Source organism: Curtobacterium sp. MCBA15_016 (assembly GCF_001865105.1).
Taxonomy (GTDB): domain Bacteria; phylum Actinomycetota; class Actinomycetes; order Actinomycetales; family Microbacteriaceae; genus Curtobacterium.
Map to the genome: position 1 here is coordinate 1 of NZ_MJGR01000001.1, position 21,969 is coordinate 21,969.

24 protein-coding genes are annotated in these 21,969 nt (G+C 72.1%); 6 read left to right on the plus strand and 18 right to left on the minus strand.

All coding sequences use genetic code 11. The features are described 5' to 3' along the window. Positions 1 to 24: 24 nt before the first annotated feature. From BIV03_RS00005 to BIV03_RS00015, 3 genes are all read right to left on the minus strand, one after another. On the minus strand, positions 25 to 468 hold the full coding sequence (locus BIV03_RS00005; RefSeq protein ID WP_071294160.1) for an SRPBCC family protein: 444 nt from the start codon (positions 466 to 468) through the stop codon (positions 25 to 27). Between the two features lie 2 nt (positions 469 to 470). Continuing rightward, positions 471 to 1,916: an NAD(P)/FAD-dependent oxidoreductase gene (locus BIV03_RS00010; protein ID WP_071294161.1), complete on the minus strand. Its 1,446-nt coding sequence runs from the start codon at positions 1,914 to 1,916 to the stop codon at positions 471 to 473. Between the two features lie 366 nt (positions 1,917 to 2,282). Next, the gene (locus BIV03_RS00015; RefSeq protein WP_071294162.1) at positions 2,283 to 2,954 is read right to left on the minus strand and encodes a hypothetical protein; all 672 of its coding nucleotides are present in this window, start codon (positions 2,952 to 2,954) and stop codon (positions 2,283 to 2,285) included. A 103-nt stretch (positions 2,955 to 3,057) separates the two neighbouring features. Here BIV03_RS00015 and BIV03_RS00020 point away from each other — a divergent pair, with 103 nt between their 5' ends. Continuing rightward, positions 3,058 to 3,333, plus strand: a complete 276-nt coding sequence (locus tag BIV03_RS00020; protein WP_071294163.1) for a hypothetical protein — start codon at positions 3,058 to 3,060, stop codon at positions 3,331 to 3,333. 32 nt (positions 3,334 to 3,365) lie between these two features. Here the strand turns inward: BIV03_RS00020 and BIV03_RS00025 are convergent, their stop codons facing one another. Genes BIV03_RS00025 through BIV03_RS00035 form a run of 3 tightly spaced genes read right to left on the minus strand, consistent with a single transcriptional unit; the run spans position 3,366 to position 5,922 of the window. After that, the gene (locus BIV03_RS00025) at positions 3,366 to 3,893 is read right to left on the minus strand and encodes a GNAT family N-acetyltransferase (protein ID WP_070417574.1); all 528 of its coding nucleotides are present in this window, start codon (positions 3,891 to 3,893) and stop codon (positions 3,366 to 3,368) included. Positions 3,894 to 3,919: 26 nt separating this feature from the next. Beyond that, positions 3,920 to 5,197 carry an ABC transporter permease gene (locus BIV03_RS00030; RefSeq protein ID WP_071294164.1) on the minus strand — a complete coding sequence of 426 codons (1,278 nt, stop codon included), beginning with the start codon at positions 5,195 to 5,197 and terminating at the stop codon, positions 3,920 to 3,922. Continuing rightward, on the minus strand, positions 5,194 to 5,922 hold the full coding sequence (locus BIV03_RS00035) for an ABC transporter ATP-binding protein (RefSeq protein WP_070417572.1): 729 nt from the start codon (positions 5,920 to 5,922) through the stop codon (positions 5,194 to 5,196). Before BIV03_RS00035 ends, BIV03_RS00030 begins: the two co-directional genes overlap by 4 nt. 80 nt (positions 5,923 to 6,002) lie before the next feature. Here BIV03_RS00035 and BIV03_RS00040 point away from each other — a divergent pair, with 80 nt between their 5' ends. Then, positions 6,003 to 6,632, plus strand: a complete 630-nt coding sequence (locus BIV03_RS00040; RefSeq protein ID WP_071294165.1) for a TetR/AcrR family transcriptional regulator — start codon at positions 6,003 to 6,005, stop codon at positions 6,630 to 6,632. A gap of 153 nt (positions 6,633 to 6,785) precedes the next feature. On the opposite strand, the gene BIV03_RS00045 is transcribed toward BIV03_RS00040, so the two are convergent. From BIV03_RS00045 to BIV03_RS00080, 8 genes are all read right to left on the minus strand, one after another. After that, positions 6,786 to 7,862 (minus strand): glycine betaine ABC transporter substrate-binding protein, encoded by a 1,077-nt coding sequence (locus BIV03_RS00045; RefSeq protein ID WP_083403092.1) that lies wholly within the window; start codon positions 7,860 to 7,862, stop codon positions 6,786 to 6,788. Then, entirely contained in the window at positions 7,859 to 8,620 is a 762-nt protein-coding gene (locus BIV03_RS00050; protein WP_071294166.1) for an ABC transporter permease, read from the minus strand. The genes BIV03_RS00045 and BIV03_RS00050 overlap by 4 nt, the downstream gene beginning before the upstream one ends. Beyond that, a complete protein-coding gene (locus BIV03_RS00055) occupies positions 8,617 to 9,885 on the minus strand; it encodes an ABC transporter ATP-binding protein (protein ID WP_070417569.1) in 1,269 nt (422 codons plus the stop codon). The genes BIV03_RS00050 and BIV03_RS00055 overlap by 4 nt, the downstream gene beginning before the upstream one ends. Next, a complete protein-coding gene (locus BIV03_RS00060; RefSeq protein WP_070417568.1) occupies positions 9,872 to 10,519 on the minus strand; it encodes an ABC transporter permease in 648 nt (215 codons plus the stop codon). Before BIV03_RS00060 ends, BIV03_RS00055 begins: the two co-directional genes overlap by 14 nt. Positions 10,520 to 10,727: 208 nt before the next feature. Further along, complete coding sequence (locus tag BIV03_RS00065) at positions 10,728 to 11,423, minus strand: DinB family protein (RefSeq protein ID WP_071294167.1); 696 nt, start codon at positions 11,421 to 11,423, stop codon at positions 10,728 to 10,730. After that, positions 11,420 to 12,031: a hypothetical protein gene (locus tag BIV03_RS00070; protein ID WP_139199256.1), complete on the minus strand. Its 612-nt coding sequence runs from the start codon at positions 12,029 to 12,031 to the stop codon at positions 11,420 to 11,422. The genes BIV03_RS00065 and BIV03_RS00070 overlap by 4 nt, the downstream gene beginning before the upstream one ends. A 60-nt stretch (positions 12,032 to 12,091) precedes the next feature. Next, complete coding sequence (locus tag BIV03_RS00075) at positions 12,092 to 12,970, minus strand: aminoglycoside phosphotransferase family protein (protein ID WP_071294168.1); 879 nt, start codon at positions 12,968 to 12,970, stop codon at positions 12,092 to 12,094. A gap of 129 nt (positions 12,971 to 13,099) precedes the next feature. Beyond that, the gene (locus tag BIV03_RS00080; RefSeq protein ID WP_071294169.1) at positions 13,100 to 13,762 is read right to left on the minus strand and encodes a ScbR family autoregulator-binding transcription factor; all 663 of its coding nucleotides are present in this window, start codon (positions 13,760 to 13,762) and stop codon (positions 13,100 to 13,102) included. Positions 13,763 to 13,852: 90 nt separating this feature from the next. Here BIV03_RS00080 and BIV03_RS00085 point away from each other — a divergent pair, with 90 nt between their 5' ends. Next, positions 13,853 to 14,278: a hypothetical protein gene (locus tag BIV03_RS00085; protein WP_071294170.1), complete on the plus strand. Its 426-nt coding sequence runs from the start codon at positions 13,853 to 13,855 to the stop codon at positions 14,276 to 14,278. 49 nt (positions 14,279 to 14,327) lie between these two features. Here BIV03_RS00085 and BIV03_RS00090 read toward each other — a convergent pair whose 3' ends face one another. After that, on the minus strand, positions 14,328 to 15,458 hold the full coding sequence (locus BIV03_RS00090; RefSeq protein ID WP_071294171.1) for a GAF domain-containing protein: 1,131 nt from the start codon (positions 15,456 to 15,458) through the stop codon (positions 14,328 to 14,330). Further along, the gene (locus BIV03_RS00095; RefSeq protein ID WP_229084831.1) at positions 15,455 to 16,231 is read right to left on the minus strand and encodes a ThuA domain-containing protein; all 777 of its coding nucleotides are present in this window, start codon (positions 16,229 to 16,231) and stop codon (positions 15,455 to 15,457) included. The genes BIV03_RS00090 and BIV03_RS00095 overlap by 4 nt, the downstream gene beginning before the upstream one ends. An 89-nt stretch (positions 16,232 to 16,320) precedes the next feature. Between BIV03_RS00095 and BIV03_RS00100 the strand changes: the two genes are divergently transcribed. Beyond that, on the plus strand, positions 16,321 to 16,776 hold the full coding sequence (locus BIV03_RS00100) for a DUF3817 domain-containing protein (RefSeq protein ID WP_071294172.1): 456 nt from the start codon (positions 16,321 to 16,323) through the stop codon (positions 16,774 to 16,776). Between the two features lie 148 nt (positions 16,777 to 16,924). Here BIV03_RS00100 and BIV03_RS00105 read toward each other — a convergent pair whose 3' ends face one another. After that, complete coding sequence (locus BIV03_RS00105) at positions 16,925 to 19,135, minus strand: NADP-dependent isocitrate dehydrogenase (RefSeq protein WP_071294173.1); 2,211 nt, start codon at positions 19,133 to 19,135, stop codon at positions 16,925 to 16,927. Positions 19,136 to 19,326: 191 nt separating this feature from the next. Between BIV03_RS00105 and BIV03_RS00110 the strand changes: the two genes are divergently transcribed. Both BIV03_RS00110 and BIV03_RS00115 read left to right on the plus strand, forming a co-directional pair. Then, on the plus strand, positions 19,327 to 19,692 hold the full coding sequence (locus tag BIV03_RS00110; RefSeq protein ID WP_139201798.1) for a hypothetical protein: 366 nt from the start codon (positions 19,327 to 19,329) through the stop codon (positions 19,690 to 19,692). Between the two features lie 28 nt (positions 19,693 to 19,720). Further along, positions 19,721 to 21,412, plus strand: a complete 1,692-nt coding sequence (locus BIV03_RS00115; RefSeq protein WP_071294174.1) for a sodium:proton antiporter — start codon at positions 19,721 to 19,723, stop codon at positions 21,410 to 21,412. A 3-nt stretch (positions 21,413 to 21,415) separates the two neighbouring features. Here the strand turns inward: BIV03_RS00115 and BIV03_RS00120 are convergent, their stop codons facing one another. Then, entirely contained in the window at positions 21,416 to 21,910 is a 495-nt protein-coding gene (locus tag BIV03_RS00120) for a hypothetical protein (protein ID WP_070417557.1), read from the minus strand. Positions 21,911 to 21,969 lie beyond the last annotated feature (59 nt).

Here is a 21,969-nt window from a genome sequence, read left to right on the forward strand (position 1 = left end):
GGCCCGCACCGCGCCTCCCGGCCCTCAGGACGTCGCGATGCGACCCGCGGCCACCCAGCCGAGCCGCCGCAGCGTCTCGCGGTTGCGGATCCAGATCATCGGCTGCATCAGGAGGTCCGGCACCCAGGCGCCCGGCCCCGCCACGGCGTTCTCCACGATGGTGACCTTGCAGCCGCGGCGGTGCTCCTCGACGACGAGCTCGACCCGGGCCTCGCCGAGGGGCCACCCCTTCGGCTGGATGACCATGCGGTGCGGGGCGTCCCACTCGAGGACCGTCGTCACGTCGTCGATCACGAGCGGCCAGACGCCGAACGAGTGGTGCAGGCGGGTGCCGACCGCTGGCCAGCCCGGGTCCTGCCCGCGCATCCGCGAGGCGCCGACGACCCACGTCGTGAAGAGCCAGCCGTCCGCGAGCACGTCGAAGACGTCCTCCGGGCGGCAGTGCAGGATGCGGACGTTCTTCGCCATGGTCAGTCCTCCGGTGTGAGATCGACGTGCTCGGGCAGCCCGAACGTGTGTCGCAGGGCGCTCCGGGCCGCGTGCCAGCCGGCCATGCCGTGCACACCGGGGCCGGGGGCGGACGCCTCGGAGCAGAGGTACATGCCGCCGCCCATGCGCCACGGGTCGGACGACAGCACCGGGCGCTTGACCAGCTGCCAGAAGCTCGCGGCACCCGCGGCGATGTCACCGCCGACGTAGTTCGGGTTGTACGCGCCCATCTCGACCGCGGTGCGGCTGCTCGACTGCAGGACGGTGTCGCGGAAGCCGGGCGCGAACCGCTCGATCTGCCGCGTGATCGCCTCGGTCTGGTCGACGTCCGACCCGGCGGGGACGTGCGCGTACGCCCAGAAGACGTGCTTGCCCGCGGGCGCGCGGCTCGGGTCGACCACGGTGGGCTCCGAGCCGAGCACGTACGGTCGCTCGGCGTGCTGGCCGCGTGCGACCGCACCCTCGGCGGCCGCGATCTCGGCGCGGGTCCCGCCGATGTGCACCGTGCCGGCGCGGCGGAGCGCCTCGTTCGTCCACGGGACCGGGTCGGAGAGCGCGAAGTCGACCTTCGCGGCGGCGTTGCCGAACCGGAAGCGCCGGAGGGCGCCCCGTCGCGGCGTGGGGATCTGCTTCCCGGCGATCCGCAGCATCCCGGGGACGCTCGTGTCGAACAGCACCGCCTTGGCCGGGGTGAGGTCGGCGAGCGAGCGGACCTCGCGCCCGGTCTCGATCCGGCCGCCGTGCGCGACGAGGTCGGCGGCGAGCGCGTCGACGATCGCCTGGCTGCCGCCGATCGGGACGGGCCAGCCCCGGGCGTGCGCGTAGGCGCCGAGGGACAGCGCGGCGGCGGCCGTGGCGAGGGACGGCATGTGCTGGATCGAGTGGGCCGCGACGCCGGAGACCATGGCGGGGGCGACCTCGTCGCGGAAGCGGAGGTTCCACGCACTCGTGCCCTGCTCGAGCGCCCGCAACCCGAACCGGAGGACGCTCAGCGGGTGCCGCGGGACGTGCAGCAGGGCGCCGGTGGCGAAGTCGGCGACCTGGTCGGCGTTGCCGGACAGGGGGGCCATGAGCTGCCGGAACGCCGGGCCGTCGATGCCGAGCGACTCGGCGGTGCGCGCGAGGTCCTGGTACGCGATCCCGGCACGGCCGCCGTCGAGCGGGTGCCCGTACTGGACCTCGGGCAGGCGGAGTTCGATGCGGTCCTCGAGGCGGAAGCGCCGGAAGAACTCGGACTGCAGCGCCATCGGGTGCACGGCGGAGCACACGTCGTGCAGGAACCCGGGCAGCGTGAGTTCGGCGGTCCGCGCACCACCGCCGATCGTGTCGGCGCGTTCGACGACCTCGACCGACAGCCCGGCACGCGCGAGCGTCACCGCCGCCGCGAGTCCGTTCGGTCCGGCTCCGACGACCACCGCATCCACCATGCCCCCGAGCCTAGGGACCGCTGCTGCGCGCCGTCTCGGGCAGCGCACCCGCATCCCCCTCACGGCGAGCGGTGATCGAGGCGCGCTCCGCACCGTTCGGCGCCCTGGAGGCGCGGGTCTGCCATGCCCCCCGCGTGCAGCCCGTCATCGCGTCCGTTCCAGGGCCGTTCGCGGTTCTGCAGATGACCGTTCCGGTTCGCGAACCCCGTGATCCGCGAACCGGAACGGTCACGGCGCGGACGACTTCAGCAGATCCGCTCCGAGCCGCAGCGCGTGGACCGAGGTGCCGGGCATCAGGCGCGGGCCGGTTGCCGGCGACGGGCCGCAACGCCGTCGAGATCGCTGCGCTCCGACGGCCGGTCCCGGTCAGACGCGCGCCGCGTCCGGGTCCGCCGGGTCCGACCCGTCGTCGCCCGCGTCCGCTGCGTCGGGCTCGTCGGCGTCCACCGGGGTCGACCCCACCGGGTGCTCCGCCAGCAGCGCCGCGAAGTCCTCGTCGAGCATCTGCTGCAGCCGGTCGTCCCGCCCGACCTCGTAGTCGTCCGCCGGACGCTGCGCCCACCCCAGCCGCCCGACGACGGTCGTGCCGATGTCGTCCCAGGCGCGGGCACGGGCGGCGAGGACGATGCCGTCGACGAAGCCCTGGTCGTCGCGGCGCTTGTCGAGCATCGTCGCGAGCTGCTCGTACGTCGCCTCACGCGTGCGGAGCTTGAGGTCGTCACCGCGGCGGTAGTCGTGCTGGTGCCGCGAACGGCCCTTCTGCTTGCTCGACCTCGAGCGGATCTCGCGCATCCGGGCAGCGTCGCCGCGCTGTTCCTCGGCCATGCGGTGGAGTTCCTCGCGCGCGGCGTCGGCGATGACGGCGTGGTCGAAGTACCCCTCGTCGCGGAGGGCGTTCGTGATGATCCGGTTGCCCACGGCGATGGTGACCGCGGCCTTCGCGATGAGGAAGCCCTCGTCGACGGCGCGCTTCAGTTCGACCTGACTGACGGGTCGGTCGCGCACGTCGTGCTTGCTGCGTCGTCCGAACAAGGCCATGCAGTCGACGATACCGGCGTCCGGTGACCATCCGTCCGCAGGTGGACCCGGATCAGGCCCTGGAGGGACGACCCGCCTCCCACGGACCCGTAGCGTCTGGTGCATGGTCACGTACTCGGAATCCCCCCGCACCGGGCTCGGCACGGCGAGTCTCGTCCTCGGCGTCTGCTCGTTGCTCGCCGGCTGGACGTTCGTCGCGCCGATCGTCGGGCTGTGCCTCGGCATCGCCTCGCGGAGCCGCGAACCGTTCGCCCGCGGGCGTGCCGGGTGGGGGATCTTCCTGAACCTCGTCGCACTGGCGGTGTGGATCCTGCTGCTCGTGCTGCTCGTGGTGGGCGGCGCGTTCGCCGTGTGGTCGGGGGCGACGCCGGGCCGCTGACCCGGTCGGCCCTGGGCCCCGGGGCTGCCCGCTCAGAACACGAGGCCGTACACGGCGACGTCCACCCGCACCGGCCCCAGGGGCATCGCGCTCCGCAGGGTGCCCTCGTGCGTGAAGCCGAGCCGCTCGGCGAGGCCCCGGCTGCGCACGTTGTCGACCGCCGTCCGGATCTCGGCACGCGCGGCGCCCCGCGCCCGGGCCACCCCGACGAGGACGGTGGCGGCGCGCCGGGCGACACCCCGTCCCTCCTGGCCCGCGTCCACCCAGTAGCCGAGCGATGCCTGCCCCAGGTACGGGTCGAAGGCGAGCGAGGCGGCACCCACGACCCGGTCGTCCTGCCGGATGACGCAGGGCAGCGCGCGGTCCATGGCGTACTGGCCGAGCAGGTGTTCGGTGTGCAGGCCGATCGTCTCGACGGTCTGCTCCTGCCACGCCCACGGCTCCGCGGCACGGAGCCGGTCGGCGTTCGCGACGACGAGCTCGTGCAGCGGCCGGACGGTGGTGAGGTCGCGCAGCGTCAGCGTGTACCCGTCCCCGAGGTCCCGTCCGAACGCCGCCACCCCTCAGAGACTAGGCACGCGTGCGCCTACTCGTACCGGAGCGCCTCGATCGGGTTCTGCCGGGCCGCCCGACGCGCCGGCAGCGTGCCCGCGAGGAAGGCGATGAACATCACCACGAGGATGATCGTGATCACCGAGGACGGCGCGAACTGCATGATCTGCAGCCCCGGCAGGTCCTTGAGGACGGTCCCGGCGAGGACGTTCGAGATCCCCGTCCCGAGCAGGATCGCCACGCCCGCACCGATCGCGCTGCCGAGGAACCCGATGAACACGGCCTCGAGCGAGAACAGCGTGTAGACCTTCCCGCCGCCCATGCCCATCGCCTTCATCAGGCCGATCTCACGCGTGCGCTCCTGCACGCTCATGAGCAGCGTGTTGATGATGCCGAACCCGGCCGCGACGAGCGCGATCACGGCGAAGGCGTTGAGCACGCCGACGATGCCGTTGATGACCGTCTGGAACTGGCCGAGCTGGTCCTGGATGGTCTGCCCGGTGTAGCCGTCCTTCGACAGGGCGCTCTTCACGCTGCTGGCCGACGCACCGCTGTCGAGCGTGGCGGTGGCGCTGGCGTACGAGGTGGCGATCGACGAGGGCTTGCCGGTCTCCTGCGCGGCCTGCATCGCGTCGGTGAGCGCGGCGTTCGCACCGGCACCGCCGCCGAACAGCGACTCGTTCTGCACCCCCGCGATCGTGGCGGTCAGGGTGTGCTCCTTGCCCTGGTAGTCGTCGACCGCGACGGTCAGCTCCTTGCCCACGGCGGCCTTCGCGCTGCCGAGCCCGAGGTTCTCCAGGTAGTTCGTGGGCAGGAGCACCTGGTTGCCGGCGGAGGACGCGTCGTCGAGCTGCTTCCCGGCGGCGAGGTCGGCGTCGAGCTCCCCGGCGTTGGCGGCGATGTCGACGACGTACTTGCCCTTCCCGTCGTACTCGACCCACTTCGTGCTCAGGGCGACGGCGGGGCGGACGCTCTTCACCCCCGAGACGTCCGTGATCTTGTCGACGTCCGACTGGGACAGGTACGCGAACGAGGCCGGCCCGCGGTCCACGCTCTGGCTCGACTCGTCGGGGTCGTACTTCGCCGGCCCGGAGTCGGTCGACGACTCGACGGCCTTGGTGATCGTCAGCGACCCGGTGTCGCCGATGGAGGCCACCTGGGTGTCGATGTAGTTGCTGACGCCCGTGCCGATGGCCGAGGTCAGGGTGATCGTGAACGCGCCGATGAAGATCGCGATGACCGTCAGCGTCGTGCGCAGCTTCGACCGGAAGGTGTTCGCGACCGCGGTGCGGAAGAGGTCGAGGACGTTCATGCGGAGTGCCTTCCGTGGGTGGCCGGCGCGTCGACGGCGTCGTCGCTCCCGCCCACGATGAGTCCGTCGCGCACGTTGACGCGCCGGTCGCAGCGTTCGGCGAGTTCCTCGTCGTGGGTGACGACCACGAGGGTGATGCCCCGGTCGCGCTGCAGCCCGAAGAGCATGTCCTCGACCACCTGCCCCGTGTTCGTGTCGAGGTTGCCGGTCGGCTCGTCCGCGAAGATGACGCTCGGCTCCCCGACCAGTGCACGCGCGATGACCACGCGCTGCTTCTGCCCGCCGGACAGGTCGTTGGCGTCGTTCTTCGCCTTGTCGGCCAGGCCGAGGGCGTCGAGTGCGGCCATGCCCCGGCGCTTCCGCTCGGCACCGGAGACGCCGGCGATCTTCAACGGGAGCACGACGTTCTCGAGCACCGAGGTCTTCGGCGTGAGGAAGAACTGCTGGAAGACGAACCCGAAGGTGCTGTTCCGCGTGCGGTTCACCTGCCGGGCGCTGAGCGTCGCGGCGTCGGTGCCGTCGAGGAGCACCTGACCCGCCGACGGCTTGTCGAGCAGCGCGAGGAGGTGCATGAGCGTGGACTTCCCGGAGCCGGACTTGCCGACGATCGCGAGGCTCTCGCCCTGGTTCACCTGCAGCGACACCCCCTTGAGCGCGTCGAACCGCGTCGCGCCGCGGCCGTAGGTCCTGGCGAGGCCACGGGCCTCGAGCACGGGAGTGGTCATGCGCCCACCGTACTGTCCGCTGCACGACTGCAAGTTTGCGTTTGCTGTAAACGATGTGACGTTCCGGTTACAGTCGGGCCATGCCCGACACCGCGCCCGCCTCCGAGATGGGCCTCCGCGACCGCAAACGCCTCGAAACCCGGCACCGCATCGCCGAGGCGGCACGCTCCCTCGCACTCGAACAGGACATCGACCGCACCACGATCGAGCAGATCGCCGCGCGCGCCGAGGTCTCCCCGCGCACGTTCTTCAACTACTTCGAGAGCAAGGAGGACGCGGTCCTCGGGCACACCGAGCTCGACCTCGCGCCCGAGACGCTCGACGCCCACCTGGCCGCCGTCGCGGGGGAGCCCGCGGCACAGGCCGTGGTGGACCTGGCGTTCCTGGTGTTCGGGGAGTCCTTCGGTGACGAGCACGAGCGGCTCGCCCGGAAGGAGGTGATCGTGCGCTTCCCGCAGCTCATGCGCCGCCAGGTCTCCCGGATGACCACGGTCGCCGAGGCGATGACGGGCGCGGTCCGGACGATCCTCGAGCGGGACCCGGCCTGGGGTCCGGACGCGGCCACGCCCCAGGCGGCCGAGATGCTGCTCGGCATGTGCATGACCGGGCTGCGGAGCTCGGCGCGCCACGAGGGGTCGGACCCGGAGGAGGTCCGCGCGCGGGTGGTCGCCACGATCCGCGACACCGCGGCCCGCATCACGGGCCAGTAGCGGACGGGAGGCGCGGGGCGGGGCCGCCACGCGCCTCCCGTCCGTCGCATCACGCGCCTCCCGTCCGTCGCATGGTGAGCAGAAATGGTCGGGTGCCGCTCGGGGACCCGACCATTTCTGCTCACGATGCGAGCGCGGCGCGCCTCGCCCGCATCACGGCTTCGTGATGAAGCCCTCCTTGACCATCCAGTCGAAGGCGACGTCGGCGGGCTCCCGACCCTCGACGTCGACCTGCCGGTTCAGCTCCTGCAGCACGGCGTCCGTGAGCTTCGGCGAGATCTGGTCGTAGACGTCCTCGAGCTGCGGGTACTCCTTCAGCGTCGCCGAGTCGAGCACGGGCGCGACGTTGTACGCCGGGAAGAAGCCCTTGTCGTCCTCGAGCACGGTGAGCCCGAGCGACTTGATGCGGCCGTCGGTGGTGAAGACCTCGCCGAAGTTGCACTTGCCACGATCGGTCGCGGTGTAGACCGTGCCGGTGTCGAGGATGCTGACGTTCTTCGTCGGGATGCCGTTGTCGCCCGAGCCGCCGAGCTCGAGCCCGTACTTCTTCAGCATCGGCTTGAAGCCGTCGGCACGGGAGTTGAACTCGGACTCGACGCAGAACGTGCGATCGCTGACGGGGAGCTTCGTGATGTCGGAGAGGGTCTTGATGTCGCCGAGCTCCGACACGGCCTCGTCGCGGACGGCGAAGGCGTACGTGTTGTTCATCGGCGCCGGCTCGAGCCAGGTGAGGCCGTTGCCGGCGTCCTCCTTCTTCACCGCTTCCCACTGCTCGGTCTTGTCCGGGATGCCCTCGCTGTGGCCCATGAAGGTCAGCCAGGCCGTGCCCGTGTACTCGTACGTGAAGTCGGCGCCGTGCGAGGTCATCAGCTCGCGGACGGCGACGCTGCCCGGCACGTTCGTCTCGTCGGTGACGTCGAACCCGGCGGCCTTCGCGGCGAGCACGGCGATCTTGCCGAGCACCAGCTGCTCGGTGAAGTTCTTCGAGGTCACGGTGATGTGCGCGCCGTCCGGCAGGTCGTCGATGCGCTGGATCGAACCGGGGTCCGCGGCGGGGACGAAGGACGTCGCCGGCTGCAGGCCGCAGCCGGTGAGCACGAGGGCGGCCGCGCCCGCCACGGCGGTGGCGGTCGCGATCCGGCGACGGACGGTCGGACGGGAGGCGCGGCGTGCGCCCCGCAGATCGGCGCGCGGGGCGTCGTGGGTCGCGTTCGGGGCGTCGTGGGTCATCGGAGTCCCTTCGGTCGTGCGACCGTCTCGACCACGCGGCCGATCCAGTCGATGGACAGGGCGAGGAGCGCCACCAGGAGCGCCCCGGAGACGAGGACCTTCGGCAGGAACAGGTTCACGCCCGTGGTGATGAGCAGTCCGAGGCCACCGGCGCCGACGAACGTCGCCAGGCTCGCGGTGCCGACGAGCAGCACCAGCGCGGTGCGGATGCCGGAGAGCATGACCGGCACGGCCAGCGGCAGCTCGACCTTCATGAGCACGCTGAACGCGCTCATGCCCATGCCCCGCCCGGCCTCGACCAACCGCGAGTCGACGCTCTGGATGCCGATCATGGTGTTCCGGAGCACCGGCAGGATCGCGTAGAGCACGAGGGCGACGACGGCCGACCACGAGTTCAGGCCGAGCCACGCGGCGAGCAGCACGATGAGCCCGACGGCCGGTGCCGCCTGCCCGAAGTTGGCGACGGCGAGCACGTACACGCTCGCCCGGCGGAGCGGCCCGCGGGTGAGCAGGACGCCGAGCGGGATGCCGATCACGAGCACGAGCACGGTCGACTCGAGGGTCAGCACGAGGTGCTGCCCGGTGAGCGCGAGGATGTCCGCCGGGTTGAGCGTGGTGCGCTCGGTCGGCGTGAGGTCCGCCGTGGCGAGCCAGACCGCGAACCCGGCGAGCACCACGAGGATGGCGATCGGCTGCACGAGCAGCCCCTTCCACCCGGTGCGGCTGCCCGTCCCCGCCTCGGCGGCGACCGCGCTCACAGGTCCTCCCCGCTGGTCGCCACCACGGGCGACGACGGCATGGTCTCGATCGGGTTCGTGTTCGTCCCGACCGGCGTGTAGGCCTGCTCCTGGGCGGCGGCGGCGCGCGACCGGGTGATCGCGTCCATGACCGTCTCGACGGTGATGACGCCCTGGAACGCCTCGCCGCGGCCGGTCACGAGTGCGGCGCCGGCGCTCGACACGAGCATGGTGTCGAGCGCGTCGTTCAGGGTGGCGGCCCCGCCCACGACGGGCAGGTCGGGCTCGATGCCCTCCGGGATCCGGTCGAGCCGCTCGAGCTGACGACGCGTCGGCCACCCGATCGGACGCTGTCGGCGGTCGACGACGACGGCGTGCCCGTGGCCACCGGCCTCCTGCATGCGCTGCAGCACGGCCTTCGCCTCCTCGCCCGGCGAGCAGGTCACCGCGGGGGCGAGCTCGACGTCGCGGACCCGGTTCAGCGTGAGCTGCTTGAGCCCGGCGCCGGACCCGATGAAGTTCTCGACGAACTCGTTCGCCGGCTCCGCGAGGATCCGCTCCGGGGTGTCGTACTGCACGATGTGGGCACCCTCGGTGAAGATCACGATCCAGTCGCCGAGCTTCACGGCCTCGTCGAAGTCGTGGCTCACGATGACGATCGTCTTGTGCAGCTCCTCCTGGATGCGGAGGAGCTCGTCCTGCAGGCGCTGGCGGGTGATCGGGTCGACCGCGCCGAACGGCTCGTCCATGAGCAGGACGGGCGGGTCCGCGGCGAGCGCCCGGGCGACGCCGACGCGCTGCTGCTGGCCGCCGGAGAGCTCGCGGGGGAACCGGTCGCGGTAGGTGTCGGGGTCGAGCGAGACGAGGTCGAGGAGCTCGTCGACGCGGGCCGCGATCTTCTCCTTCGACCACCCGAGCATCTTCGGGACGATCGCGATGTTCGCCGCCACGGTCATGTGCGGGAAGAGCCCGCCGGCCTGGATCACGTAGCCCATGCGGCGACGGAGCTCGTCCGCGTCGATCCCCGTGACGTCGTCCTCGCCGACGACGATGCGTCCCTCGGTCGGTTCGATCAGGCGGTTGATCATCTTGAGCGTGGTCGTCTTGCCGCAGCCGGACGGGCCGACGAGCATGACGATCTTGCCGGCCGGGATCTCGAGCGTGATGCCGTCGACCGCGGGCTTCGTCTGACCGGGGTACCGCTTCGTGACCTCGTCGAGCAGGATGCGGCGGCCGGTGACGTCGCCGGCGGGAGCGGTGGTGGTGGCGGAGTCAGTGCTGGACACGGATACCTCTCGAGATGGTCAGACGGCCGAGGCCGAGGAGGAGCAGGTCGAGGACGAGGGCGAGCAGGACGACCCCCACCACCCCGACCGTCACGGAGAAGAGGGCGTTCGCACCGCCGAGGCGGGACAGCCCGGAGAAGATGAAGCCGCCGAGCCCGGGGCCGAGCGCGTAGGCGGCGATCGCGGCGATGCCCATCACCATCTGCGCGGACACCCGCACACCGCTGAGGATGATCGGCCACGCCATCGGCAGCTCGACCTGGAGCAGGGTGCGGAACCGGCTCATGCCGATGCCCCGCGCCGACTCGACGACCGTCGGCGGGATCTCGGCGAGGCCGACGACGGCGTTGCGCAGGATCGGCAGCGTCGCGAAGAAGACGACCGTCACCACGGACGGCACGACGCCGAAGCCGAGCGGCACGATGAGCAGGCCGATGACCGCGAAGGACGGGAGCGTCAGCCCGATCGCCGAGACCCCGTTCGCGACGGAGGTGAGCCGTTCGCTGCGGTAGACGAGTGTGGCGAGGACCACGGCGATGAGCGTCGCGAGCACCGTGCACTGGACGACCAGTGAGAAGTGCTGCCACGACGCGAACCAGATCTGGTCCCACCGCTCCCCGATGTACTGGAACACGCGCAGAACGCTCCCCTCCGGTCGGCCGAACTGCCCACGGGTCGGGGCACAAGTGGGTTCGAACCTACGCAGGGGGCAGGGTCACCGCACAACCGGGGACGGGCGCCGGAGCGACTCCCTGCGGATCCGCGAAGCCGGAAACACCCGGTCAGGACCGGTGCAGCGCCCCGACCCTGGGAGAACGGTAACGATCCCGAGCAGTCGTCGGCTATGCGCCGAGGTCGCGGAGTCCCGACCGCTCGGCGACGTCGACGAGGTGCTCGCGCCAGAGGACCCACTCGTCCGGGCTCTTCTCGGCGAGGTTGCCGTCCCCGTCACCCGCGAGCCCGTCGAGCATCTCGCGCACGATGTCGGCGTGCCCCGCGTGCCGGGCCGTCTCGTACCCCATGTGCACGAGGATCCGGTGCAGGCTCACCCGCCGGCGGTCCTCCGGCCACCAGGGAACGACCCCGAGGGCGTCGAGGTCGAGCGCCTCGATCGTGGCGTCGGCGTGCGCGGCACTGCGGTGGTGGAACGCGACGACGTCGTCCAGGGTCTCGTCGAGCGTGGCGTACATGTCGTCGCCGTCCTCGGACTCGAGCCAGGCGGGCGGGTCCGGCAACGGGCGTCCGAAGACCTCGCCGAAGTACATGGCCTGCACGCCCGCGACGTGCTTCACGAGACCGATCACGTTCGTCCCGGTCGGCGTGACCGGCCATCGTGCCTGCCGTTCGGCGAGCCCGTCGAGCTTCGCGACCATTGCCGCGCGGTGCTTCTGCAGGTACCGGTGCAGCGTCCGCTTGAGGACCTCGGCGTCGATGCCGGTCGTCGACCCCTCGTCCGACAGCATCGAGCCGCCGCTCGAGGCGATGGTCGGTGCTGCCGGTGCGGGGTGGACCTCGGGGACCGGGTCGGCGCTCGTCATGCCCTCGATCGTGCCACCGAACGCTCGCGCACGCGCTCCGACTCCTGCACGGCGACCCGTTCGGCGGTGAGCAGGAGCCCGGCGACCTCGCCGGAGTTCCGCGCCGGGGCGTCGTTCCAGCTGGTCAGGTCGCGGACCCGTCCCATCCGGACGTCCGGCGCCGGGCACCAGAGGACCGGCTGTCCCTCGTCGACGGCGAGGGCGTGCCACACCAGGTCGAGGGCTCTCTGGACCTGCTGCGAGTGCACGGCGTGCGGGCCACCGGCAGCGGAGACCACGGACCCGACCAGGCACGCGGCGACGAGGGGGCGGCCCTGCACGTCCATCGCCGCGGCGCTGGAGGCCTTCCGCATCCGACCGTGCTCGTCGACGTACGCGAACCACGCGTGCTGGATCCACCCCCGTTCGATGACGCCGCGCGCCCCGGAGAGCAGCCGGGCGAGGTCGTCCAGCTCCTGCAACCGGGCCTCGACGCGACGGTCGCGCGCAGCGGAACGGCGTGCGGAGAACCGGTCGAGGAGCCCGCGGAAGCCGGTGCGGGTCGGGGTGGACGGGACGGGAGAGGCGTCGGTGGCGACGTCGTGCTGGACGCGGAACTCGAGGGTCATGACGGCCCCTCCGATCTTCACGTGCACGGATTGGTGCGGTCACGATAGCCCCGCGCGGACTCAGTCGTCCAGCACTTCTCCGATCACCCGGCGTGCGACGGCGCGGAACGCGCGGTCGTCGGACAGGTGGAGTGCCGAACCGATCGAGACGGCCCAGGCACGCGCCCGTTCCCAGGTGTCGTCGTCGGCCGCGACGCGCGTGCGGAAGGTGCGCCGCGCCTCCCGGTCGAGCGTGAGCCACGCGGTGGCGAGGTCGACGGCCGGGTCGCCCGCCGTCACGTCGCCGAAGTCGACGACCGCCGACAGGCGGGTCCCGCCGTCCGGTGCCGTCTCGAAGAGCACGTTGAAGGGGTGCAGGTCGCCGTGCACCCAGACGGGAGGCCCGGCGTACGCGGGCAGCGCCGCCGCGGTCCGCCAGACTGCCGCGAGTTCACGGGCCCGGGGCACGTCCGCCGTCGCGAGTCGCGTCAGGACGCTGTCGCTGCGCGTGGCGAGCGGCACCGCGCGGACGGGGTTCACGGGAGCGTCCGGCGGCGCGGGGACGTGCAGCAGCTCGACGAACGCGGCGAGCGCCTCGGCCACGTGCACGCCGCCGGCGCGTTCGCCCGCCGGGGTACCGGGCAGCCAGCGGACGACGCTCCACGACCACGGGTACCCGAGGGCCGGGCGTCCGGTGCGGACGGGATCGGGGACGGGCACGATCGCTGCCACCCGGTGCGCGATCTCCGGCAACCACCGCTGCTCGTGCTCGATGAGCGCCGCAGCGGCCGCCCGGCGGGGGAGCCGCACGGCGAGCAGCTCGCCGAGCCGGACCACGACGTTGTCCCAGCCGCTCGCCACGATCGCGAGCGGGAGGTCCGCGAGGTCCGGGTGCTGGTCGCGGAGCAGGGCGGCGACGAGCGGGACGTCGACGTCGACCTCGGCGGCGGGGGTGGCCATCGGGTCAGGGTAGCCGGGGGCGCGCACACCCGTGAACTGGGGAGAGCCGGGCGGGGCGGGCGCTCGGTAGCCTCGAGGGACCAGCGACGTGGGTGTCCATGGGGGGACCCGCGTCGCGTGGCGGTCGGGTCAGGCATCGTCGGGCAGCGGGGCGATCAGCGCGACGAGCCGGGGGATCTCGGGGCGCACCCGGTCGGAGACGATGGCCGCGAGCAGGACCGTCCAGAGCTCACGGAGCCGGACGTACAAGTCCGCCCGGTCGGCGAGGACGTCCGACACGGTCTGCACCCCCGTGTACGCGGGGATCACGACGCGGCCGACGAGTTCCGGGTCCCACGCGGGGGCGACCTCGCCGGCGTCGATGCCCTGTCGGACGAGGTCGGTCACCACGGCGATCCAGTCGGCGTAGGGGTCCTGCCGGGCCACGTCCGCCGTCGCGGCCTCGGTGGACAGACGGATGCCGGCGCTCACGACGGTCTCGTGGATCATCTGCGACGCGAGGCCCTGGGACATCCACATGAGCACCTCGAGCGGGGTCGTCCCGCGGGCGGCCGCCGCCTCGCCGTACCGCCGGGAGACCTCGTGCTGCCGGGCGATCACCGCGCCGGCGAGGTCGGCCTTCGACGTGAAGTGGAAGTACAGCGCACCCTTGGTGAGGCCGGCCCGCTCGGCGACGGCGTCCATCGAGGTGCCGAGGTACCCGCGCTCGTCGAACTCGCCCGCTGCCGCGTCGAGGATCGCGGCACGGGTGGCGACCGCCCGCTGCTGCCGCGTGCCACCGTCCTGCGCCATGATCCTGCAAGCGTACCGATGTGGCCGTCCCAGGCGGTGTCCGGGTGACGTCCGGGAACCTCCCCGGTCGACTGTCGTACGGTTCCCGGCATGGACGGATGGCGGAACCCGGTGCGCTGGGCACGGACGGGTCGGTGGCTGCTGCTGCCGATCGCCGTGCTCGACTGGGTCGCGCTGGCGCCGCAGACCGTCGTCGTGCTGGCGTTCGCGATCGCCGTGGTCGGGCTGGCCGGCATCGCCGCGGCGCTCGTCGCCCGGATGCTCCGAGGGTCGCGGGGTGCGATGGCGGCACTCGGGGTGGTGCTCCTGCTCGGCGGGCTCGTCGTGTTCGGCCTCGATCCGTTCCCGGCGTCGATCCCGTTCATCAACGGGTGGTGGCCGGAGTCGATCACGCAGCCGCAGGTCGTGGGGAGCGCCTACTGGCAGCTCGCCGGCCTCGGGATCGAGCTCGCCGGGTTCGGGATGCTCGCGACGCTGCTGGTCGTGTCCCTGACCGCGAAGCCCGCGCAGCGCTGACGACCGCGGGCGCTGGCGGTCCGTCGCGGGCGCGGGCGGCTCGTCGCGCTCAGTCGCGCGTGAGGACGAGGAGCGTGCCGGCCGTGGCGACACCCCGGACCCGGTCGACCAGGCTCGCCGTGTCGTCGGCGGCCCGCACCCATCCGATCAGCGTGTCGAGGTCCCCGACCGCGGCCAGCAGTCCGTCGGTGCACAGCACGACACGGTCTCCCGACACGAGGTCGAGCGCACCGGGGGTCCGCGGCGTCCCGTCCGGTTGCAGGCCGATCGGCAGGTCGTGCGACCGGAGCACCGCGGCACCGCCGTCCGCGCGCACGACGGCCGCGAGGCCGTGCCCGGCGTCCCCGTACACGACGTGACCCGACGCGGGGTCGAGCCGCAGGTGGAAGAGCGACCCGACGGCGTCCGCAGCCGACAGGTCGGCGGCGACCTGCGCCTCCAGGCCGACGATCGCGGTCTCCATGTCGACGTCGGTCCGCGCGATCACGGCTGCCCGGACCGCTGCTGCCAGGAGCGCCGAGGCGCGACCGGCTGCCGGGACGGCTCCGACGGTGCAGTGCAGGCGGCCGTCGGCGGCGACCCGCCAGTCCGCAACGTCACCGGAGTCCTCGCGGGGGAGCGTCAGCACCTCCAGCGAGTACCCCGGAACTTCGACGGGTCCGGGGACCAGGCCCTCCACGACCCGCCGGACCCGGTCGCGCTCGATCGTGTGCCCGAGCTCCCGCTCCGCCCAGCGCGCGAGGTCGCGGAGCAGGTCGATGTCCTCGGCCGTCAGCGTGCGCGGCGTCGCGTCCATGATGCAGAGCGTGCCGACGCGCGTGCCGTCGAGCATCGACAGCGGCGCGCCCGCGTAGAACCGGATGCCCTGTTCGGTGACCGCGGCGAGGTGGGCGAACCGCGGGTCGAGCGTCGCGTCCGGCACCACCATCGGCTCGTCGGTCAGGACCGTCGTCGAGCAGAACACCTGCTCCGCCGGAGCGCTGCCGCCCTGACGCCAGCCCTGCGTGGACTGCGCCGTGACGAGCCCGTCGTGCACGAGGTTGAGGAAGGACAGCGGGACCCCGAAGGCCTCCTGCGTCATGCGGGTGATGCGGTCGAAGCGCTCCTCGGGGCCGCTGCCGAGGACGCCGAGCGCCTCGACCACGGCCGACCGGTGCGCTGCGGCGTCGAGGTGGGTCACCCGTCCTGTCTACCCGCACCCTCGCCCAGGAACCAGTCCCGCGGGTGGGGGTCGGCGGTCAGTTCGCGTCGCTCGGACACCGGCGCCGCCCACGCGGCCGCGTTCGACAGCACCCGCTGGATGTCCGGGTGGTGGTACACCGGGTACTCCTGGTCACCGGGGGAGAAGTAGAAGACCTTCCCGAGGCCCCGGCGGTACGCGACGCCCGAGCGGAAGACCTCACCGCCGGCGAACGTCGACAGGAAGACCTCTTCGTCGGGGCGCGGGATGTCGAAGTACTCGCCGTACATCTCCTGGCGGTCGATGACGATCGGGTGCGGGACGCCCGCGGCGATCGGGTGCTCGGGCGCCACGGTCCAGACGAGCTCGCGCTCCCCGTCGTTCCGCCACTTCAGGGAGCAGGTCGTGCCCATCAGGCGCTTGAACGGCTTCGAGTAGTGCCCGGAGTGCAGCACCACGAGGCCCATGCCCGCGTGCACGGCATCGACCACGAGGTCGACGACGGCGTCGCTGACCTCGTCGTGGGCGGCGTGGCCCCACCAGAACAGGACGTCGGTGGTGGCCAGGCGCTCGGCGGTGATGCCGTGGTCGGGCTCCTGCAGGGTGGCCGTGCTCACGGTCGCGTCGGGGTGGTGCTCGCGGAGCGCGGCGGCGATCACGGTGTGCATGCCGTCGGGGTAGTGCCCGACGACGGTCTCGTCACCCCGGCTCTCGTGCACGTTCTCGTTCCAGACGACGATGTTCAGGGGACGGGATTCGGTCGGCGTCGACATGGCTCCCACGCTAGTCCGCCTGGTCGTCGAATCGATACGACCACCGGAGTGTCGGGGCTTTCCCGGGAGGCGTCCGCGACGATGTCCGCATGACTCCCCGCTCCCTGTTCCGCGCCGCCGCGGTCGCCGAACTCGTGACCTGGACCATGCTCATCGCCGGGATGGTGCTCAAGTACGGCCTCGGTGCCGGCGACTGGGGCGTCCGGATCGGGGGCGGGGTGCACGGGTTCGTGTTCCTGGCGTACCTCGTCGTGACGACCGTCGTCGCGGTGAACCAGCGGTGGTCGGCCGGAGCGCTCGTGCTCGGGTGGGCGAGTGCCGTCGTGCCGTACGCGACGGTGCCGTTCGAGGTCGCCGTGGCCCGGCGCGGGATGCTCGAGGGCCCGTGGCGCCGCGGTGCCGAGGGGCGCGTCGGGTTCTGGGACCGCCTGCTGTTCTTCGTGGTGCGGCACCCGGCGGTGTCGATCCTCATCGGCGTCGTGGCCGTCGCCCTGGTGTTCGTGGCGCTGCTGGCCGCCGGCCCGCCCGTCCCGTCCCGCGGCTGACGCGCTGCCTTCGTGAGCAGGAACGGTCGGGTTCGTGATGCGGACCCGACCATTCCTGCTCACGAAGCGTGGCCCGGGTCGCGACCACACGACGGACGGGAGGCGCGGTGCCAGCCGGCACCGCGCCTCCTGTTCGTGCGCCCCGCGTCTACAGCGCGGCGAGGATCCCGTTCAACGTGGCGGACGGGCGCATCACGGCGCTCGTCTTGGCGTCGTCCGGACGGTAGTAGCCGCCGATGTCCGCCGGGTGCCCCTGCACGCTGTTCAGCTCCTCGACGATCGTCGACTCCTGCTCGTCGAGCGTCGCCGCGATCTCGGCGAACGCCGAGGCGAGCTGGGCGTCGGTCGTCTGCGCCGCGAGCTCCTGGGCCCAGTACTTCGCCAGGTAGAAGTGGCTGCCGCGGTTGTCGATCGACCCGAGCTTGCGCCCCGGCGACTTGTCCTCGTCGAGGAACGTGCCGGTCGCACGGTCGAGCGTCTCGCCGAGGATCTTCGCCCGTTCGTTGCCCGTCACACCGGCGAGGTGCTCGAGGCTGACCGCGAGGGCCAGGAACTCGCCGAGGCTGTCCCAGCGCAGGTAGTTCTGCTCGACGAGCTGCTGCACGTGCTTCGGCGCCGAACCGCCGGCACCGGTCTCGAACAGACCGCCGCCGCCGAGGAGCGGGACGACGGAGAGCATCTTCGCCGAGGTGCCGAGCTCCATGATCGGGAACAGGTCGGTGAGGTAGTCGCGGAGCACGTTGCCCGTGACGGAGATGGTGTCCTCGCCGCGGCGGATGCGCTCGAGCGAGAAGCGCATCGCGTCCTCGGGGGAGAGGATCTCGATCTGCAGCCCGTCGGTGTCCTGCTCGGCGAGGTACGTCCGCACCAGGCCGATGAGGTTCGCGTCGTGCGCACGGGTCTCGTCGAGCCAGAACACCGCGGGGGAGCCGGTCGCACGGGCACGCGTCACGGCGAGCTTCACCCAGTCGCGGATCGCGACGTCCTTGGTCTGGCAGGCGCGCCAGATGTCACCGGCCTCGACCTCGTGCTCGATGACCGTCTCGCCGCCGCTCGTGACCACGCGGACGCGGCCGGCTGCCGGGACCTCGAAGGTCTTGTCGTGCGAGCCGTACTCCTCAGCCTTCTGCGCCATCAGGCCGACGTTCGGCACCGAGCCCATGGTGGCCGGGTCGAACGCACCGTTGGCGCGGCAGTCCTCGATCGTCGCCTGGTAGATGCCGGCGTAGCTCGAGTCCGGGATGACCGCGAGGGTGTCGTGCTCCTCGCCGTCCGGACCCCACATGTGGCCCGAGGTGCGGATCATCGCGGGCATGGAGGCGTCCACGATGACGTCGCTCGGGACGTGCAGGTTCGTGATGCCCTTGTCGGAGTCGACCATCGCGAGCTCGGGGCCCGCGTCGATGCCGTCCGCGAACGCCTGCTTGATCTCCGCACCGTTCGGCACGGCGTCGAGCCCGGCGAGGATCGAGCCGAGGCCGTCGTTCGGGTTGAGCCCGGCCGCGGCGAGGTCGGCACCGAAGCGCTCGAAGACGCTCGGGAAGAACGCCCGGATGACGTGGCCGAAGATGATCGGGTCGGAGACCTTCATCATCGTGGCCTTGAGGTGCACCGAGAACAGGATGCCCTGCTCCTGCGCCGCGCGGATCTGGTCCTGCAGGAAGGCCTCGAGCGCGCGGACGTGCAGCACCGTGCCGTCGACGACCTCGCCCGCGAGGACGGGGATCGACTGCTTGAGGACCGTGGTCTCGCCGTCGGTACCGACGAACTCGATCGTCAGGACGTCGTCGGCGGGGGCGATCCAGGACTGCTCGTTCGAGCGGAAGTCGTCCGTGCCCATCGTCACGACGTTCGTCTTCGAGTCGTGGCTCCAGGCGCCCATGCGGTGCGGGTGCTTGCGGGCGTAGTTCTTGACGGAGAGCGGTGCGCGGCGGTCGGAGTTGCCCTCGCGCAGGACCGGGTTCACGGCGCTGCCCTTGGTGCGGTCGTAGCGGGCGCGGGCGTCGCGCTCGTCGTCGGTCGTCGGCTCGTCGGGGTAGTCCGGCAGGTCGTAGCCCTGCGCCTGGAGCTCCTTGATCGCGGCCTTGAGCTGCGGGATCGACGCCGAGATGTTCGGCAGCTTGATGATGTTCGCCTCGGGGGTCTTCGCGAGGTCCCCGATCTCGGCGAGGGCGTCGTCCAGGCGCTGCTCGGCGGTGAGCCGCTCCGGGAACTGGGCGATGATCCGGCCCGAGAGCGAGATGTCGCGGGTCTCGACGTCGACACCTGCGGTGCCGGCGAAGGCCTGGATGACCGGGAGGAAGGAGTGGGTGGCGAGGAACGGCGCCTCGTCCGTGAGGGTGTAGATGATCTTGGCCATGCTGGCGGGTACTCCCTTGTTCGACCGTCGGTACGTCCACGCTACTCGCGCAACGGGATGTCTCGACATCAAGATACATGGTACCGCCTGCGTGGAGCAGATGCTCGGATGGCTTCCTGGAGGCGCACTGTCGACTCATAGGAACGTGGCGTGGAGTGGTCTTCCGCACCACACGACCGCAGGAGGCGCGCATGTCGACGACACGGCAGACACCGGAGGACTTCGGGTGGTCCGCGGAGGACCTCCGTTCGGCGTACGCCGTGGACGGCAGCGGGCCGTACCGGTACGCGCCGGACGGGTCCGGGCCGTTCTCGTACGACGAGGACGGCTCCGGGCCGTGGTTGGTCGGTCCGACGCCGCGTCGTGGGCTCGCCCGCTTCGCGCCGCGGGACCGTGGGTCGGGCTCGCGGCTGCGGCGGATCGGGACCGCCGTGACCGCGGGCACGCTCGCGCTCGTCCTGGCCGCCGGCAGTGTCGCGGTCGTCGCCCACGTCGTTCCTCCACACCACGTCGTCAACGCCTCGGCTGTCCACAGCGCGGAGCCGGACCGGGACTGATCGCCCGGAACGGTGCCACGCTGGGGGAGTGAACGAACTCCTCGTCATCGGTGTGGTCGCCCTGGTCGCCATCGCGGGCGCCGCCGTGCTCGGCCCGCGCATCGGGGTCGCCGCGCCGCTCGTCCTCGTCGCGGTGGGGGTCGCCGCGAGCCTCGTGCCGTGGATCCCGCACGCCCGGATCGAACCGGAGTGGATCCTCGCGGGGGTGCTGCCCCCGTTGCTGTACTCGGCGGCGGTGTCGATGCCGTCGATGAACTTCCGGCGGGAGTTCGGCGCGATCAGCGGCCTGTCGGTCCTGCTCGTCGTCGCGTCGAGCCTGGTGCTCGGGCTCTTCTTCGCGTGGGTCGTCCCGGGGCTGGGCTTCTGGTGGGGCATCGCGCTCGGGGCGATCGTCAGCCCCACCGACGCTGTCGCGACCTCGATCGTCAAGCAGACCTCGGTGTCGCGGCGGGCGATCTCGATCCTCGACGGCGAGTCGCTGCTCAACGACGCGACCGCGCTCGTGCTGCTCCGCACCGCGATCTTCGCCGCGGGCGCGTCGTTCTCGTTCTGGGGCGCGCTCGGGGACTTCGCCCGGGCGGTCGCGATCGCCGTCGTCATCGGCTGGTTCGTCGGCTGGCTCAACGTCTGGGTGCGGTCCCGGGTGCCGAACGCCGCGGTGAACACGGCACTGTCCTTCGCGGTGCCGTTCGTCGCCGCGATCCCGACCGAGCACTTCGAGGGGTCCGGCCTGGTCGCGGCCGTCGTCGCGGGGCTGTTCACGGGCATCGTCGGCCCGCGCAGGCTCCCCCCGGGGCACCGGCTGTCGGACGCCCAGAACTGGCAGACGATCGAGCTCGTGCTCGAGGGTGCCGTGTTCCTGACGATGGGGCTGCAGCTCGCGTCGATCCTCGGCGACGTGCAGGACCAGCACGCCGGGATCGGGCCGGCGCTCCTCATCGCCGTCGGCGCCCTCGTGCTCACCGTCCTCGTCCGGGCTGCCTACGTCGTGCCGCTGCTGCTCGCCCTGTCCGCCAGCGCCAAGCGGGGCGAACGGATGCAGACCCGCTTCGCGGAGATGCACGCGCAGGACCGCGACGCCATGAGCGAAGTGATCCGCGAACACCGACCGGGCAACCGGGCGCCGTCCGAACGGGAACTCGACCGGTTCGCGGTGCGGGTCCGACGCACCCTGGCGGACATCGCGTACTACACGAAGGCGCCGCTCGGCTGGCGGGAGGGCACCGCGGTGGTCTGGGCGGGGATGCGCGGCGCGGTGACCGTCGCGGCGGCCCAGACGCTCCCCGACGGCACGCCCCAGCGGTCGCTGCTCGTCTTCGTCGCGTTCGCCGTGGCCCTGCTGTCGCTCGTGGTCCAGGGCGGGACGATCGGGCCGCTCCTCCGTCGCATCGCCGCGCCGACGACGGACACCGCCGCGCAGGACACCGAGGAACGCAAGCGGCTCCTCGAGCTCATGCGGGCAGCGGCGGAGCAGGTCCCCGGGACGAGCGAGGCCGGACCCCGCGCGCGGGAAGAGCTCGAAGCCGCCGACCCCGCCGAACTCCGGGCGTGGATGGGGCGCGAGAAGGCCCGGCGCCTGGCGGTGCTCGAAGCGCAGCGCGCCGCGATCCTCGACGCCCGCGACGACGGCAGTTTCGACGCCGAGGTGCTCGAGTCGATGCTGCAGAACCTCGACGCCGAGCAGATCGCCCTCGAGCTCAGGGGCGCTCCCGCACGGTGACGGTCACTCGCCGATGCGCACCCGGAAGACCCGGACGCCGGCGGTCTTCAAGGCCGCGAGCCCCACGCGCATCCGGAAGTTCCGGAACGGCCGCTCGAACCCGGACGGTGCCGACGCCGCGCCGATCTGGTGGAGCACCTCGGACGTCAGCGTCCGCTCGACCTTCGGCGCGAGCCGGGTCAGCCCCGAGACCGTCACGACGATCCGGACCGCGTGCGGCGCGAGCAGCGGGTCGATCATCTCGGCGGCCTCGTGCGCACGGTGGAACGCCGGGTCGTCACCGGGCCGACGGATCGCGATGACCGCGAGTTCGGCGTCCCAGGTCTCCTCGGGATCGGGCAGGTCGTCCACCCCGACCACGCGCATCCGGGCCGCGTCGACCCCGGCCCGGACGGCAGCGGTCCGGAGCACCGGCAGGAGCTCCTGCGTCCCGGCGAGCACGACGTGCGCCGACGCCAGGTCGACCGGTTCGTGCCGCTCGCGCGGTGTTCGGGCCATGTGGAGGGTCCTTTCCGCTCGCTCACTGCGGACACTACTGATCGGGCGGCCTCCGGGGC

What these genes read in the sequence shown, in the direction of transcription:
- BIV03_RS00105 (WP_071294173.1), bottom strand. Translation starts at nt 19,135, where the DNA reads ATGGCCAAGATCATCTACACCCTCACGGACGAGGCGCCGTTCCTCGCC.
- BIV03_RS00040 (WP_071294165.1), top strand. Translation starts at nt 6,003, where the DNA reads ATGCCCGACACCGCGCCCGCCTCCGAGATGGGCCTCCGCGACCGCAAA.
- BIV03_RS00045 (WP_083403092.1), bottom strand. Translation starts at nt 7,862, where the DNA reads ATGACCCACGACGCCCCGAACGCGACCCACGACGCCCCGCGCGCCGAT.
- BIV03_RS00020 (WP_071294163.1), top strand. Translation starts at nt 3,058, where the DNA reads ATGGTCACGTACTCGGAATCCCCCCGCACCGGGCTCGGCACGGCGAGT.
- BIV03_RS00080 (WP_071294169.1), bottom strand. Translation starts at nt 13,762, where the DNA reads ATGGCGCAGGACGGTGGCACGCGGCAGCAGCGGGCGGTCGCCACCCGT.
- BIV03_RS00035 (WP_070417572.1), bottom strand. Translation starts at nt 5,922, where the DNA reads ATGACCACTCCCGTGCTCGAGGCCCGTGGCCTCGCCAGGACCTACGGC.
- BIV03_RS00075 (WP_071294168.1), bottom strand. Translation starts at nt 12,970, where the DNA reads ATGGCCACCCCCGCCGCCGAGGTCGACGTCGACGTCCCGCTCGTCGCC.
- BIV03_RS00065 (WP_071294167.1), bottom strand. Translation starts at nt 11,423, where the DNA reads ATGACGAGCGCCGACCCGGTCCCCGAGGTCCACCCCGCACCGGCAGCA.
- BIV03_RS00010 (WP_071294161.1), bottom strand. Translation starts at nt 1,916, where the DNA reads ATGGTGGATGCGGTGGTCGTCGGAGCCGGACCGAACGGACTCGCGGCG.
- BIV03_RS00110 (WP_139201798.1), top strand. Translation starts at nt 19,327, where the DNA reads ATGTCGACGACACGGCAGACACCGGAGGACTTCGGGTGGTCCGCGGAG.
- BIV03_RS00095 (WP_229084831.1), bottom strand. Translation starts at nt 16,231, where the DNA reads ATGTCGACGCCGACCGAATCCCGTCCCCTGAACATCGTCGTCTGGAAC.
- BIV03_RS00120 (WP_070417557.1), bottom strand. Translation starts at nt 21,910, where the DNA reads ATGGCCCGAACACCGCGCGAGCGGCACGAACCGGTCGACCTGGCGTCG.
- BIV03_RS00015 (WP_071294162.1), bottom strand. Translation starts at nt 2,954, where the DNA reads ATGGCCTTGTTCGGACGACGCAGCAAGCACGACGTGCGCGACCGACCC.
- BIV03_RS00100 (WP_071294172.1), top strand. Translation starts at nt 16,321, where the DNA reads ATGACTCCCCGCTCCCTGTTCCGCGCCGCCGCGGTCGCCGAACTCGTG.
- BIV03_RS00030 (WP_071294164.1), bottom strand. Translation starts at nt 5,197, where the DNA reads ATGAACGTCCTCGACCTCTTCCGCACCGCGGTCGCGAACACCTTCCGG.
- BIV03_RS00005 (WP_071294160.1), bottom strand. Translation starts at nt 468, where the DNA reads ATGGCGAAGAACGTCCGCATCCTGCACTGCCGCCCGGAGGACGTCTTC.
- BIV03_RS00085 (WP_071294170.1), top strand. Translation starts at nt 13,853, where the DNA reads ATGGACGGATGGCGGAACCCGGTGCGCTGGGCACGGACGGGTCGGTGG.
- BIV03_RS00070 (WP_139199256.1), bottom strand. Translation starts at nt 12,031, where the DNA reads ATGACCCTCGAGTTCCGCGTCCAGCACGACGTCGCCACCGACGCCTCT.